The sequence below is a fragment of the Achromobacter sp. GW823-FHT04E03 genome, from assembly GCF_058796095.1.
This window is the reverse complement of the sequence record NZ_JBXAIJ010000001.1, coordinates 2100881-2114408: the sequence shown is the minus strand read 5'-3', so window position 1 is coordinate 2114408 and position 13528 is coordinate 2100881. Positions and strand designations below refer to the sequence as shown.

The window sequence follows — 13528 nt, the reverse complement described above, 5'->3', positions numbered from 1 at the left end:
CGCTTAGCCGATTTCCACCCAGTCCTGCGCCGCGCCGCGCGCCAGCAGTTCGTCGACCGCGATGATGGAGATCCGGCCATCCGCCGTTCCCAGAGCCAGTTTTTCCTCATGGGCGTCCAGCGCGAAGACCAATGCAGGCAGGCCTTCCAGCCGCATCCTGGCGCGCAACCGGATCTCGCCCGACGCGGCATCCAGCAACAGCAGCCCGCCGTCCAGGAACGCGGCGGCGATCAGCCCGGGGCAGGGCATGAAGACGACCGCGCTGGCGGAGGCAGTGGTGGAATGTCGCCAGAGTTCGCGGTCACGGTCCAGCGGTTTGCGGTAAATGAAGCCGGCGCAGGCGACGTTGACGGCGGGAGCGTAGTGCCGCCCGCTGATGACCAGGCCAGCGCCTTGCGCGTCGTCGACGTAGCAGCCGGCAAGCTCCATGGCGTGGCTGTCGGGCTTGCCGTTGGCCTTGAGCACCGGCCACAGCGGCTTGGTCCGGCCGTCGGGCATGACCATGCACAGGCGTTTGGCCTCGTGGGAGCTTGCAGGCGTGCCTTGCACGCAGAACGGCGACGGCGCGCCGCTGATGCGGATGTAGTGATTGAAGCAGTCGTAATGGCCCAGGTCCACGCGCCGTTCGGCGCCCGAGCCCAGGTCGCGCAGCAGGTCGCACGCGTTGCGGGTTGCGGGGTTGCGGTTCCTGCGGCCCAGCAATACGCCTTGCGAGGAGGCCGAGAACGTGTATTCGCCGTCGTACTCGCCGACGAGGTCCAGCCGGTCATCCGTCAGCGTATACAGCCGGGAATCCTGGTGCCACTTCATGTCGGGCCGCTTCGAGGCTTCCACGACGTGCACATGGATGCCCGCCGCCCGGATGATCTCGGCGCCATGGCCGGCGCCGGCGTATGCGGCGACCAGGCCGTCTTCGACGTCTTGGATTTCCAGCAGGCAGCCGCCATGCGCTACCGCGATGCGCTTGGCGTCCAACCACGCAAGATCATGGATGGCCTTGCGGCTTCCCAGTTGCGGCAGCCCTAGCCATTGCGCGAGGCGGGACTCTGGCGCCGGCGCGGCGGGATCTGCTGCCGGCGCGATGTCGTCGCCTGACAGTTCCAGTTCGCCGGGACCGGCATCGGACCAGGTCGCGGCGTCGTAGGGCGTGCGCACGACGAACAAGGTGTTGAATGCGGCGTCGGGCGGATCGTCGGGCAGCCCTTCCCATTCTTCGTCCCAGGGCCGCACCCACGCCTCGATCCCGTCGCCCGAGGGGGTGAAGGCGCAATGCGCAACTTCAGGGATGTTGCGGAAGAACCGGCGCGAGAGCCCGCTGCGCCAATCCCAGACCAGCAGGTCGCCTTCGAACAGATAGCCGCCGTCATAACTGCCTGCGCCGATCGCGACCACGGATTGGGCGGGACGGAAAGCGATGTGGTTGACGGGATGGCGCAGTTGGTCGAAAGCCGCGAACGGGATGGGACTGCCGTGGCGGTACAGCGCCACGCGATAGCGCAACGTCTGGCCGCCATACGCCGCGCGGGCGCGAGGGTTCGCGAGCAGGGGAAACTCGGAGGCCACGGCCGCGATTTCCCCTGCAGGGTCGAAGAACACTCCGGTAATCTTGCCGCTGCCTCGCAGCGGCGGATCGGCGATCATGGCCATGCTGGTTTCCGCGAGACGCGCGCCATTGATCGCGAATGCGGGCGCTGGGCCATGGGCAGGCGGGATAAGCTTATTCGAGGAGCAGGCCGGGGCGCCCGGCCGGGCTCATGTGCGAGCCCGGCTGGCGGCCGGCGTCTCCTTCTTCGCGCGTGGCTTGGGCGCGGGTTTCGGGTCTTGGGCAGGAGCGTCGAACTCCTGTTTGTTGCGTTCGCCCCGCGGGGTATTTTCCGGATGCGGCTTGGGAAAAGCCCAGGGCTTGGTTTTCTGATCCATTGCATGTACTCCTTGCACAGGCGGAACAGTAGCATTAGCCGTGGCACTGGGTAAGTGAGGGTTGACGTCAATATTCATCACATCGTGATTTTCGGTTGAAAAACGCGATGAATTCGACCCGCTTTGGCCCGTTCTGTTCCGCCTTGATGGATCAAGACCTGTCAACTCTGACAGGAAGTTCCCGTCGGTGCGAGCGCAGCCTCTAACCGGCTTCCGGCTGGTCTTCCTGCCAGATGCGGTCGAACTGTTCGCGCGCGTTGCGCGCCCAGTCGTCGATGGCGCTGCGCACGTCGTCCGCGGTGGGCTTGCGGTCAGCGGGGAGGTTGCCGCCCGTGACCGTGCCCAGCGAAGTGATCAGCAGCTCGTTGGTATTGGCGTCGCGCAGGGCGGCCTCGAGCAGCAGGCGCGCCGACTGGTCGCGGTAGCCGGCCGCCTTGACGGTCTGGCCGATCACGAAGCCGATGGGGATGTATTCCATCATCCTGGGGTCGCGCTCGTTGCGGAAGGTGCCGGTGATGGCGGCGCTCAGGCGCATTGCGTGTGGCGCGGGCCGTGTCAGCAGTTGGTAGCCGGCTTGTTCGAACTCGCGCCGGATCGCTTCGTTCAGGTAGGCCAGCGCGCGCTCGCGCATGGCGCTATCGGCTTTCATGTCCAGCTCGTCCGGTCGGTCGCCCTGGATGTATTGCACCGGTTCCAGAATGAGTTTTTTCTGGTACTGGCTGCCGATGGGCGGACCGGGGCGCACCCAGACCATGCCAGCGCTCCAGTCGGGATCCTGCTTGAGCCGGCTCTGGTTTTCACCCAGGGACGTGGAATAGTTCTGCGGCTTGGGCAGGTTGGTGCAGCCGGCAAGGCCGATCACTGCACAGCAGGCGGCCAGAGCGAGACGGATCTTCATATTCTTCTCTTCCTGAAAATGGCGCCCGGCGCGGCAGATGGAAAGGCCGTGCGCGTGTCGCGGGCGGCCCAATTATTGCCCCGTTTCGCGCCGGATTTTCCGCTTTGGCAGGGGTGGAAGCCCCGTTTCGCTGCAAAGCAGAATTCCATTTTGGGAAAACTGAAACGAAAGATCGGCGGGGCGTGGAAGACTCCATTGCGGGTAAGCCGTAATAGCTGCCGCGGAAAGCCGCCGCGGGACTACGATGGACGAGTGAACATAGGGAGACAACTATGGACACCGCCAAGCAATGGTATGCCGCCGTCAAGGACTGGCAGCGGGCCCGCGACGAGCTCACCGCCGCGATCGCCGCGATCAAGTGGCCGAATCCCACCCAGGATTGCCTGGACAACTATGACCGCGCCTACGCCAACGAAACCGGGGCGCGGGATCGCATGAACCAGGCATACGAACGCGTGCGACGATAAGCGCGCGCATCTCCTTGGGAGCGGCATTGCTACACTGCCGCGCATGACGGACCAACAACAGAAATTCATGATCAGGCCGAGCCGGCCTGAGGACGCAGTCTTGCTTGAAGACCTGCTGATGCGCACCTACGAAAGCACGTGGATGCCGGAAATGACGGCGGAAAGGGACGCCCAGTTTCGCGCAAGCGGCAAGACGGGCCAGTATGTGAGCGCCAGGGGCAGTCTTTTCATGGTGTGCGAAATCGACGGCGTGCTGGCGGGCATGGCGGATTGGGAGAACGACTTCATCTGGGCCTTGCATGTGCATCCCGCAAGGCAAGGGCAGGGTGTCGGCGGCGCATTGCTGGCCTGGATGGAAACGGCCATCCGCGCTGCGGGATTTGCTCAGGCGCGGCTGGAGACGGATTCCTTCAATATGCGCAGCCGCCAGTTCTACGGCAAGCACGGCTATGCCGAGATCGATACCTATCCTGACGAGGAATGGGACAGCGGCTTCACCACCATCCTGCTGGAAAAGCGCTTGCCAGCCTGATGCCGCTGGCTCCATGAAAAGAACCTGAGCTGGTCCTGGAAATGGAGCCACGATGGCGGTATGTTGTGGTTTTCAGCCGCTACCGCCGAACCCGCCATGTACCTGCCGTCCGCCTTTCGCGAAGACTCGCTCGAAGTCCAGCACGATTTCATCCGCGCCCATCCGCTGGGCGTGCTCACGACCAGCGGGGAGGGCGGGCTGATGGCGAACCACATTCCCTGTCTGCTGTATCCGGAAGGACCGCATGGCTTATTGCGCCTGCATGTGGCCCGCGCCAACCCGCAGCTTGCCGACCTTGCTTCGGGCCGCGAATGCCTGGTCGTATTCCACGGGCCGCAGGCTTACGTCACGCCGTCGTGGTACCCGACCAAGGCCGAGACGCACAAGGTCGTGCCCACCTGGAACTTCGTTGCCGTGCACGTCTGGGGCGCGCCGGTGATTCAGGATGATCCGGCCTGGCTGCGCGCCCAGTTGGATGCGCTGACCGACAGCCAGGAGAAAGCGCGCGCGCAGCCCTGGCGCGTGGCCGACGCGCCGGCGGATTTCATCGCGGTCCAGATGCGCGCCATCGTCGGCGTGGAGATTCCCATTGCGCGCATCGAAGGCAAATGGAAGGTCAGCCAGAACCGAACGGTTGCCGATAGGCGCGGCGTGGCCGAAGGCCTGGCCGGCGAAAACGGCGATGCCGTCATGGCTGGGCTGGTTGCCCGCCGCGGCGGGCTGGAGTAACGCGCCCCAACGCGAAACAGGCGATGGCGGCGGCCTGCAGGCTGGCCGCCGCCGCCAGGAACCAGAGCAGTGGCTGCCCGGCCTGTTCGGACCATGCCCGCAGCATGCCGAACAACGCGGGCGCGAAGGCGTATGCGCCTTGCGACATGGCGACAATCAGCGGGACCACGCGTTGCGTGTCTTCGCGGGCGAACTCAGTCTGCGCGATCAATGGCGGCAGCGAGGTCGCGTTCCCTATGCCTGATCCGAACAGCAGTACGCCCAGCCAGATGGCCCAGGCGTGCTCTGCGGCCAGCATCAGAACCAATGAACCGGCGATCTGGATGGCGTAGGCCAGGCAGGCCACTTTGCGCCGGTCGGTGCCGGCAGGCATCAGCCAACCGACGAGCGTGCGCCCGCCGATGGCCGCGGCCGTAGCCAGGCCCATTGCCAGGCCTGCGGTCTGTGCGCCCAGCAGCGGCGCCAGCAGGGACAGCAGATGCGCGATCAGGCCGATCTGGGCGAACAGGCCCAGCGCCATGCCGGCGGCCAGGGTGAGAAAGGCGCGGTTGCGCCACAGGCCCGCCACCGGCGCGGGCGAGGCGATGCCTGCCGTGGCCGCCGGCGCCTGAGCTGCAGCGCAAGCGCCATCAGGCTCCTGGCCCAGCTGTTGCGGCGTCAGGGCAAACACCTTGCGCGACAGCACGGCGATCACGGCCACCATCGCCGCGCCTACCCACAAGGCCGCCTGGGCAAATCCTGCCTGGCCGATCAGGTAAACCCATAAGGGCGAAAAGACGATGCCGCCGACGCTGGCGCCGTTGTAGGCCATGCCCAGCGCGGCGGGGCGGCGGCGGACGAACCAGGGTGAGATCAGCGCATTGACGGCGGCGGCACCCAGCGTCACCCAGCCCATGCCCGAGAGCAGCGCCGCCGCATAGAGCTGCCAGGGCTGTGAGGCCGCGGCCCAGCCGCTCACGCCGAACGCGAGCAGCACGGCGCCGCCCAGCGTGACCGCCGGCACCCCGCAACGCCGGTACAGCCGCGGCAGGTTGGCGACCACCAGGGTGCCGCAAAGAAAGTGCAGCGTGACGGCGCCGGATACCAGGGCCACGCCCCACCCGGTACGCTGCGTCACGGCATGCAGGAACACGGGCGGGCCGTAGAAGCCGACGCCCCAGCCGAAGATCGCCAGCACGAAGGTGGCGTAAAGCACTGTCCAGCCAAAGAATTTCCGGGATGCGCGCATGGGTGTCCGGGCAGGCCGGCCGCTGTCTTGTTGCGTTGAGTCGCAGTATGCTTGACTCTGCACACAACACTTTGGTCTGTGACGAATCATGGAATCCGAGTTCGCCGACATCAATCTTTCCGCCGTGGCTGGCGCCATCGCCGATCCGGCCCGGGCGCGCATGCTGTGCGTGCTGCTGGACGGCCGCGCCCGCACCGCGACCGAACTGGCGGCCGCCGCCGACATCGGCGCCTCCACCGCCAGCAGCCATTTCCTGCGACTGCGGGAACAAGGGCTGGTGGAAATGGCCGTGCAGGGCAAGCACCGCTACTACCGCCTGGCCAATGGCGAGGTTGGACATGCGCTGGAGGCCTTGCTGGTGGTGGCCGGCGCGGAGCGCGTGCCGTTCAAACCCAGCACGCCCTCGGCGCTGCGCGAGGCGCGTACCTGTTATGACCACATGGCGGGCACCCTGGCCGTACGCATCCATGACGCGATGCTGTCGCGCCAATGGCTGACGGCGGACGGGCGCGATTACCTGCTGACGCCTTTGGGCGAGGCGGCCCTGGCGCAGATAGGCGTGGACGTGATGCAGGCGCGCCAACGCCGGCGGCGTTTCGCCTGTTCCTGCCTGGACTGGAGCGAGCGTCGCTCGCATCTGGGCGGCGCCTTGGGCGCGGCGCTGCTGGAGGCGCTGACGCGCCGCGACTGGATCAGCAAGGACTTGGATTCGCGCGCGTTGAGCGTGACGAAGAAGGGCGAAAAGCAGTTTCCCACCTTCTTCGGGCCAGCGGATGAGCAGTCCGCCGCGAGCGCTGCGCGCCGGGACCGGAATGTCGCCGCATGAGCCTGCAATAAGGTGTGCATATGCAACAGATCTAGGGAAATCCCCGTGAACCCGGGTGGGGACGGGTTGCGGCAGCGCCCCGCGTTGCGCCGCAAGCCGCGTCAACCCTGGACATGCGGCGCGCGGATGGGCCGCGCGTAGCGTTCCTGGGAAACGGGGACGCACCTATCGCGATGCAACAGTGTTTCTATTTTCTGCCATCGTTACAAAACATATCCGAACTGTCATAGTCAAGCGGGGTATGCTGGATCGCACAAAGAGGGCATCCGAAGTGCATCAGAACAACTTGATCTACAAGGGATACCGGCTGACGGCCAAAGTGTCCCGGGGCGCAGACGCCGAGGTTCAGGCGCAATCCAGCGGCCCCGTATTCATAGCGTCGGTGATGGTGGTCCAGGCAGGCGCCGTGCTCGAAGGCGGCGACGAATATCCGGTTCCGCGTTTTGCCGAGGGCGGTTTTGTCTACAGTCCGCGTGAAGCGGTGCATGCAGCGATCCTGCACGGCCGCGAAATCGTCGACGGCCTGACCAACCTGCCAGCCTGACGCCGTCCTAGCCGGAAAAGACTTCCCGCCAATCGCGCGTCTTGGCCAGCGTCTGCACGGTCGCGGACTGTTCCAGGATGGTCACGGCCTTCTTGAATTCCTCGGCCGAGGCGCCGTCCTCCAGGATGACCATGCGCGAGTTGCGCGCGTCCGCCATCTTCACGTCCGACATCTTGCCGTGGGTCTGGTAGACCTGCGTCCAGTCCATTTTCTTGCCGGCCTTCAGGGCGATCGGTTCGATGTACGTCAACGCGGTGCTGCTGGCGGCGCGTACCGCGAAGGCGAAATCGGCCGTGTGGCCGCTGCTGCCCTTGGCGCGCGCGCCCTTGACCATGCGGTTCACGCCCACGCCCGCCGCCAGCGCCCGCCCGACCTGGGCGCGAAAGCGCAACTGGCTGAACTTCGGCATCCATTTGGCGCACTGGAACGACAGCGCCATCGCCAGCTTGACCGCGTCCCACAGCGCTTCCTGCAGCTGCTCGTTGGGACCGCTGGCGACGATGGCGCCGTCGCGGTCGAAGTGCGCCAGGCTGACGCCCGGGGTTTCATTCAGGATGTCGATGCGCTTGGCCGCCAGGTCGATGCCGTAGCTGGACGCGTGCATCGCGGTCTCACAGGCGTCGGTCAGGTAGAACGTGGACTCGTCGGGATGCGCGATGAAGAAGGCCGCGTGCTGCCCGTCCAGGCCCAGTGTCATGGGCGATATGGCGCGGATGGCGTGCTCGCCCGCCGGCAGGACGGTCCAGCCGGAGGCTTCCAGGAAAGTGCTCATAGGATCAGTTCGATTTGGCGGCCTTTGAGGGGATGCGCGAATCCGCCGGTGAGCGTCAGGTTCGCCCGCGGCAGGAAGTACTGCATCAGCGCGCCGATATTCTGCAGGGCGGGCACGATGGGCTCGGCATAACCTTCGCCATCGTCCACCCAGATGTGTTCATGGCTGCGGTCCGCAAGCGGCTTGCGGTACTGAGGCCGGCCTTCGCCCACCAGGCTGGTGTGGAAGGAGTCGTCGGTGTCCACGCCGAACACGCGGTGCGGGCCTACGAAGAGGCTGGCGCAGAACGCTTCGGCCAGGAAAATCGTGGCCTGGCCGTGCACGGCCGTGCGCGCGCCGCGATAGGTGGCGCGGAAGATCACGTCTTCGCGCACTTCGCCCTTGACCCGGCAGGCACAGGCGAATTCCATCCATTGGAGATTGCTGGCGGCGGGCTTGGGCACCCAGGCGATCGGTTTTACGGTTTCCTTGGGTTCGGCAAGAATCTCTTGCACCTCATCAACGGTGATTAGCGGTTCGAACTTGTTGGCCATGGAACTGATCTAGGGTCTTGGAAATGCGCGCGCCGGGCAGCGCGCCTGGCAAGCGCCGCGCGGCGGCGGGCGCACGCGCAACACTGCGAGGGGGCGTAATCTTACAAGATGAAGACTGCGCCGCCCTTTTTGCTGTATGGATGTACAGCCCAAGGGCGGCGCGTCGCGGCTATAGCGAGCTGGCGCCGAACGTGTCGCACTGCTTGATGCTGCCGCTCTCCAGGCCGCGCTTGAACCAGCGCACGCGCTGGGCCGAGGAGCCGTGGGTGAAGGAATCGGGCACCACATAGCCCTGGCTCTGCTTCTGCAGGCGGTCGTCGCCGATCGCGGTGGCGGCGGTCAGGGCCTCTTCCACGTCGCCGCTTTCCAGGATGTTGCGGGCGGCGTTGGCGCGCTGCGCCCACAAGCCGGCGAAGCAGTCGGCCTGCAGTTCCATGCGCACCGACAATGCATTGGCCTGCGCGGGATTGCGGCGGCGCAGGTTGTCCACCTGGTCCGAGATGCCCAGCAGATGCTGGACGTGATGGCCGACTTCATGCGCGATGACATAGGCCTGGGCGAAATCGCCCGGCGCCTTGAAGCGGTTCTGCAATTCGTCGAAGAACGCCAGGTCTATGTACACCTTGCTGTCGCCCGGGCAGTAGAACGGCCCCATGGCCGACTGTCCGGTGCCGCAGGCCGTGGGCGTGGCGCCGCGGAACAGCACCAGCTTGGGCGCCACGTATTGGCGGTTCAGGTCCTTCTGGAAAATGGCGCTCCAGGTATCTTCGGTTTCGCCCAGGACCTTGGAGACGAACACTGCCTGCTTGTCGTTGGCGGGCGGACGCGTGGCGGGCCCCTGCTGTTGCTGCACGGGCGGGCCTTCGGCCATCTGCAGGACCACGCTGGGGTCCACGCCGAAATACATGGCGACCAGGGCCAGCACGATCGTGCCTATGCCGATGGTGCCGCGGCCGCCGATGCGTGGGCCGCTGGAACGGCGGTCTTCCACATTGTTGCTTTCGCGCGAGTCATCAAGGCGCATACTGTTTCTCCGGACGGGTCGGCGTTCCCGCCATTTTGCATCGCCGCTCTGTACTGAGCGGCCTTCAAGAGTGTTAGGATAAACCCATGGCCTTGTATTTCGATATTCATCCCGCGAATCCGCAACCGCGCCTGCTGAAGCAGGCGGCCCAATGGCTGGCCGATGGCGGGCTGGTCGCAGTGCCTACCGATTCGAGCTATGCCGTGGTCGCGCGGCTGGACGACAAGAACGCCGCTGACGGACTGCGCCGCCTGCGTGGCCTGGATGAACGCCATCATCTCACGCTGCTGTGCCGCGACCTGGCTGAAATCGGCCACTTCGCGCGCGTCGACAACCGCCAGTACCGGTTGCTGAAGGCCGCGACGCCGGGACCCTGGACCTTCATCCTCGAAGCGACCAAGGAAGTGCCGCGGCGCGTGTCGCATCCGTCGCGCAAGACCATCGGCATCCGTGTGCCGGACCATCCCGTCATGCTGGGCCTGCTGGAGCAGGTGGGGGCGCCCTTGCTGTCCACCACGCTCATCCCCAAGGACGAGACCGAAGCGTTGAACGACGCGGAAGAAATCCGCGAACGCTACGAACACTCCCTGGCGGCCATCATCGACGCGGGCGCTTGCCCGCAATCGCCCACCACCGTGATAGACCTCACCGGCGACGAGCCTGTGGTCGTGCGTGTCGGACGCGGCGATCCTGCCACCCTCGGTCTTGCCTAGCGCGTCCGCCGCGCCGACCTGCACGCCGGCATGCGCCGGCGCGCGGCTCATCTACAATCCGGTTCGCCATGAATGACATCATCCAAACCATTGCGGTCTACGCGATACCGGTCATCTTCGCCATCACCTTGCACGAAGCCGCGCACGGCTACGTCGCGCGGATGTTCGGCGATCCCACGGCCTATCAGGCCGGACGCATCAGCCTGAACCCTGCGCGGCATATCGATCCCGTCGGCACGCTGCTGGTGCCGGTGGCGATCCTGCTGGCCTCCAAGCTTTTGGGTAGTCCGGGCATGCTGTTCGGCTGGGCCAAGCCTGTGCCGGTGGATTTCGGCCGCTTGCGCCGGCCCAAGCAGGACATGCTGTGGGTGGCGCTGGCGGGGCCTGCCGCCAACCTGTTCATGGCGGTCCTGTGGGCGTTTTCGCTGCGCATCTTCCTGGAGTCCGGCCTGCAGGAATCGTTCTGGTTCGAGATGGCCGTGGCCGGCGTGAACGTCAACCTCGTGCTCATGGCCCTGAATCTGCTGCCCATCCTGCCGCTGGACGGGGGACGCATCCTTTTCAGCCTGCTGCCCAATCGCCTGGCCTGGCAATACTCGAAAATCGAGCCTTATGGCCTGGTGATCGTCGTCATCCTGCTGGTGACGGATGTGCTCTGGCTATTGATGCGGCCGGTACTCTCTCTGGGGACGACCATCGTCCAGTGGTTTCTGTAGGATTTCAGCCAATATCCGTTAAACTCATCGGTTTCATTGATTCTGGCCCCGGGGCATCCCGCCGCGGGGTTTTGGAGCCCTACATTTATGGCATCCCCTGCAACCGCCGCAGGCGTTAATTTCCAAGGCAGCATGGTGGCTCTGGTCACTCCCATGCAGCCCGACGGCAGTCTGGACTACGCGGCCTACCGGTCGCTGATCGACTGGCATATCCAGGAAGGAACCGACGCACTGGTGGTGGTCGGCACCACCGGGGAGTCGCCCACGGTCTCCATGGAAGAACATGCGGAGCTGATCCGCGTCGCGGTCGAACACGCTGCGGGCCGCATTCCGGTCATCGCCGGCGTGGGCGCCAACTCCACCGACGAAGCCATCCACCTGACGCGCCACGCCAAGGCCGTGGGCGCGCAGGCCGGCCTGTCGGTCGTTCCCTATTACAACAAGCCCTCGCAAGAGGGTTTGTACCGTCACTTCCGCACCATCGCGGAAGCCGTCGATCTGCCCACCATCCTGTACAACGTGCCGGGCCGTACCGTTGCCGACATGAGCAACGAAACGGTCCTGCGCCTGGCGCAGGTGCCGGGCATTATCGGCATCAAGGACGCCACGGGCGACATCGCCCGCGGCGGCCTGCTGCTGCGCGAAGCGCCGGCCAGCTTCCAGGTCTTCAGCGGCGATGACCCCACCGCCGCCGCCCTGATCCTGCTGGGTGCGCGCGGCAATATTTCCGTTACGGCCAACGTGGCGCCCAAGCTCATGCGCGAGCTCTGTGCCGCCGCCCTGGCCGGCAATGTGCCCAAGGTGCGTGAACTTAACGCGCACCTGGCGCGTCTGAACAAGGCTTTGTTCGTTGAAGCCAACCCCATCCCCGTGAAGTGGGCGTTGGCCGAAATGGGCCGCAGCGCACTGGGTTACCGGCTGCCGCTGGTTGAACTGGGATCGCAGCACCACGCAACCGTGCGTGCCGCGCTCCAGGAAACGGGCCTGCTCTAAATATCGTGAGGATACGTATGAACAAACGTCATGCCGGTTTGTCGGCATTGATGTCTCTGGTGTTGTTGGCCGGCTGCAGCGAGGTCAATCAATTCCTGGGCAATGAAGAGTCCGTCAATTACAAGAGCGCAGTCACCCAGCGTGGAGAGCCCCTCAGCATCCCGCCCGACCTGACCCAGGCCAACAGCGATCCGCGCTATCGCGCGCCGGCTTCGGGCTCGACCACCTATTCGCAGTTCCAGCAGCAGGGCCAGGCGCAAGCCACCCAGCCCAAGACGAGCAACGTGTTGCCCGGCCGCCAGGACATGCGCGTCGAGCGCGACGGCGACCTGCGTTGGCTGGTGGTGGACCGTCCGCCGGAAGACGTGTTCCCGCGACTGGTGGACTTCTGGACCGAAAACGGCTTTACCGTCGCCAGCAACAATCCTGGCGCTGGCTTGATCGAAACCGACTGGGCTGAAAACCGGGCCAAGATTCCCGAAAGCTGGCTGCGTCAGGCGCTGGGCATGATTCTCGAATCGGCCTGGGACAGCGGCGAACGCGAGAAATTCCGTACCCGTGTCGAACGCGTCAATGGCCATACCGAGGTCTATGTCAGCCACCGCCAGATGCTTGAAAAGCGCGTGGGCAGCGACGGCATGCAGGTGCAGTGGCAGAACGGCAAGGAAGATCCGGGCCTGAACGCCGCCATGCTGGCCCGCATGATGGTCTACCTGGGTTCCGACGTCGACAACGCCCGCAAGCTGGTGCAGCAGGCCGAGGCCGCGCCGCAGAAGCCTGCCGTGCAGCAGGACGTCCGCGCACAGGGCGCCTCGCTGCTCGTCAGCGAATCGTTCGACCGCGCATGGCGCCGTGTTGGCGTGGCGCTGGACGGCGGCGGCTTCGCCGTGGACGACCGCGATCGCTCCGCTGGCGACTACTTCGTCCGCTATGTCGATACCGACACGGGCGAGAAGATCGACCAGCCGGGCTTCTTCAGCCGCATGTTCTCGGGCGACAAGAAGGCCGAGGCGCCGCAGTACCGTATCCACCTGGCTGCCAACGGCGACCAGACCGTGGTGACCGTGCTGGATGCCAATGGCGCGCGCGACAACAGCGCCACCGCCCAGCGCCTGCTGAGCGTGCTGAAGGACAAGATGTAAGACCAGACGGTTCTGCGCTCACGCGCAGCACCGCGCAAGAGAGGCCCCTGCGGGGGCCTCTTTTTTTGTTGGGCGCTTTGAAGATCTTGCGAGCCGGCAGGGAGGGCGAGCTTCCCGCCGCGAAGGCTTGTGGTTGCTGCGCCTTGCGCATATGCCCTCTGGACGCAAAAAAGCCCCGGCTGTAGCAGCCAGGGCTTTTTCTTGCGTCCTCAGAGCGGGGGTTCGTCGCTGAGTTTTTATTAGGACGCGGGCGTGGTCGAGCCGCCCGGGGTGGTCGAACCGCCACCCGGCGTGGTGTTGGGCGTGGGCGCCGGAGCCGGCGAAGTGGCCGGGGGCGTCGTGGTGGGGGCAGGCGTGCTTGCGCCCGGAGCGGGGTTGGTCGCGGGCGCCGGGGCATCTTCCTTCTTGTTGCAGGCGCTCAGCGCGACGGCCAGCACCGAGGCAATAATCAAGGTTTTGCTCATCATTTTTAGACTCCTGTAGATGACGAC

17 protein-coding genes are annotated in these 13528 nt (G+C 65.5%); 9 read left to right on the top strand and 8 right to left on the bottom strand.

What is annotated here, in order from left to right; genetic code table 11:
- Nucleotides 1–3: 3 nt before the first annotated feature.
- The 3 genes from AC1RHV_RS09900 to AC1RHV_RS09890 all read right to left on the bottom strand — a co-directional run bounded on the left by AC1RHV_RS09900 (nt 4) and on the right by AC1RHV_RS09890 (nt 2818).
- Nucleotides 4–1647 (bottom strand): hypothetical protein, encoded by a 1644-nt coding sequence (locus AC1RHV_RS09900; RefSeq protein ID WP_492300582.1) that lies wholly within the window; start codon nt 1645–1647, stop codon nt 4–6.
- Between the two features lie 105 nt (nt 1648–1752).
- Nucleotides 1753–1920, bottom strand: a complete 168-nt coding sequence (locus tag AC1RHV_RS09895; protein WP_165867876.1) for a hypothetical protein — start codon at nt 1918–1920, stop codon at nt 1753–1755.
- A 202-nt stretch (nt 1921–2122) separates the two neighbouring features.
- The gene (locus AC1RHV_RS09890) at nt 2123–2818 is read right to left on the bottom strand and encodes a DUF3313 domain-containing protein (RefSeq protein ID WP_054453280.1); all 696 of its coding nucleotides are present in this window, start codon (nt 2816–2818) and stop codon (nt 2123–2125) included.
- Between the two features lie 272 nt (nt 2819–3090).
- On the opposite strand from AC1RHV_RS09890, the gene AC1RHV_RS09885 reads away from it, so the two are divergent.
- The 3 genes from AC1RHV_RS09885 (at nt 3091) to AC1RHV_RS09875 (ending at nt 4546) form a co-directional block, all read left to right on the top strand.
- Nucleotides 3091–3285: a hypothetical protein gene (locus tag AC1RHV_RS09885; RefSeq protein ID WP_054453278.1), complete on the top strand. Its 195-nt coding sequence runs from the start codon at nt 3091–3093 to the stop codon at nt 3283–3285.
- A gap of 43 nt (nt 3286–3328) precedes the next feature.
- The gene (locus AC1RHV_RS09880; protein ID WP_054453276.1) at nt 3329–3817 is read left to right on the top strand and encodes a GNAT family N-acetyltransferase; all 489 of its coding nucleotides are present in this window, start codon (nt 3329–3331) and stop codon (nt 3815–3817) included.
- A 96-nt stretch (nt 3818–3913) separates the two neighbouring features.
- Nucleotides 3914–4546, top strand: coding sequence for an FMN-binding negative transcriptional regulator (locus AC1RHV_RS09875; protein WP_492300810.1), 633 nt, complete (start codon nt 3914–3916; stop codon nt 4544–4546).
- On the opposite strand, the gene AC1RHV_RS09870 is transcribed toward AC1RHV_RS09875, so the two are convergent.
- A complete protein-coding gene (locus AC1RHV_RS09870) occupies nt 4506–5774 on the bottom strand; it encodes an MFS transporter (protein ID WP_054453274.1) in 1269 nt (422 codons plus the stop codon). The two genes, AC1RHV_RS09875 and AC1RHV_RS09870, sit on opposite strands and share 41 nt — an antisense overlap.
- Before the next feature lie 88 nt (nt 5775–5862).
- On the opposite strand from AC1RHV_RS09870, the gene AC1RHV_RS09865 reads away from it, so the two are divergent.
- Both AC1RHV_RS09865 and AC1RHV_RS09860 read left to right on the top strand, forming a co-directional pair.
- Nucleotides 5863–6600 carry an ArsR/SmtB family transcription factor gene (locus AC1RHV_RS09865; protein WP_492300579.1) on the top strand — a complete coding sequence of 246 codons (738 nt, stop codon included), beginning with the start codon at nt 5863–5865 and terminating at the stop codon, nt 6598–6600.
- A 271-nt stretch (nt 6601–6871) separates the two neighbouring features.
- Nucleotides 6872–7144 carry a hypothetical protein gene (locus AC1RHV_RS09860; RefSeq protein ID WP_054453716.1) on the top strand — a complete coding sequence of 91 codons (273 nt, stop codon included), beginning with the start codon at nt 6872–6874 and terminating at the stop codon, nt 7142–7144.
- Nucleotides 7145–7151: 7 nt separating this feature from the next.
- Here the strand turns inward: AC1RHV_RS09860 and AC1RHV_RS09855 are convergent, their stop codons facing one another.
- The 3 genes from AC1RHV_RS09855 to ypfJ form a co-directional block, all read right to left on the bottom strand.
- Entirely contained in the window at nt 7152–7916 is a 765-nt protein-coding gene (locus AC1RHV_RS09855) for a DUF1828 domain-containing protein (RefSeq protein ID WP_054453270.1), read from the bottom strand.
- Entirely contained in the window at nt 7913–8449 is a 537-nt protein-coding gene (locus tag AC1RHV_RS09850; RefSeq protein ID WP_054453268.1) for a hypothetical protein, read from the bottom strand. Before AC1RHV_RS09850 ends, AC1RHV_RS09855 begins: the two co-directional genes overlap by 4 nt.
- Nucleotides 8450–8618: 169 nt before the next feature.
- Entirely contained in the window at nt 8619–9473 is an 855-nt protein-coding gene (gene ypfJ, locus AC1RHV_RS09845; protein ID WP_492300576.1) for a KPN_02809 family neutral zinc metallopeptidase, read from the bottom strand.
- Between the two features lie 86 nt (nt 9474–9559).
- On the opposite strand from ypfJ, the gene AC1RHV_RS09840 reads away from it, so the two are divergent.
- The 4 genes from AC1RHV_RS09840 (at nt 9560) to bamC (ending at nt 13037) form a co-directional block, all read left to right on the top strand.
- A complete protein-coding gene (locus AC1RHV_RS09840) occupies nt 9560–10186 on the top strand; it encodes an L-threonylcarbamoyladenylate synthase (RefSeq protein WP_054453264.1) in 627 nt (208 codons plus the stop codon).
- A gap of 68 nt (nt 10187–10254) precedes the next feature.
- On the top strand, nt 10255–10902 hold the full coding sequence (locus AC1RHV_RS09835) for a site-2 protease family protein (protein WP_054453262.1): 648 nt from the start codon (nt 10255–10257) through the stop codon (nt 10900–10902).
- A gap of 87 nt (nt 10903–10989) precedes the next feature.
- On the top strand, nt 10990–11895 hold the full coding sequence (dapA, locus tag AC1RHV_RS09830; RefSeq protein WP_054453260.1) for a 4-hydroxy-tetrahydrodipicolinate synthase: 906 nt from the start codon (nt 10990–10992) through the stop codon (nt 11893–11895).
- 17 nt (nt 11896–11912) lie between these two features.
- Complete coding sequence (gene bamC, locus AC1RHV_RS09825) at nt 11913–13037, top strand: NlpB/DapX family lipoprotein (protein ID WP_054453258.1); 1125 nt, start codon at nt 11913–11915, stop codon at nt 13035–13037.
- Nucleotides 13038–13276: 239 nt separating this feature from the next.
- Here the strand turns inward: bamC and AC1RHV_RS09820 are convergent, their stop codons facing one another.
- Nucleotides 13277–13504, bottom strand: coding sequence for a hypothetical protein (locus AC1RHV_RS09820; RefSeq protein WP_013395215.1), 228 nt, complete (start codon nt 13502–13504; stop codon nt 13277–13279).
- Nucleotides 13505–13528 lie beyond the last annotated feature (24 nt).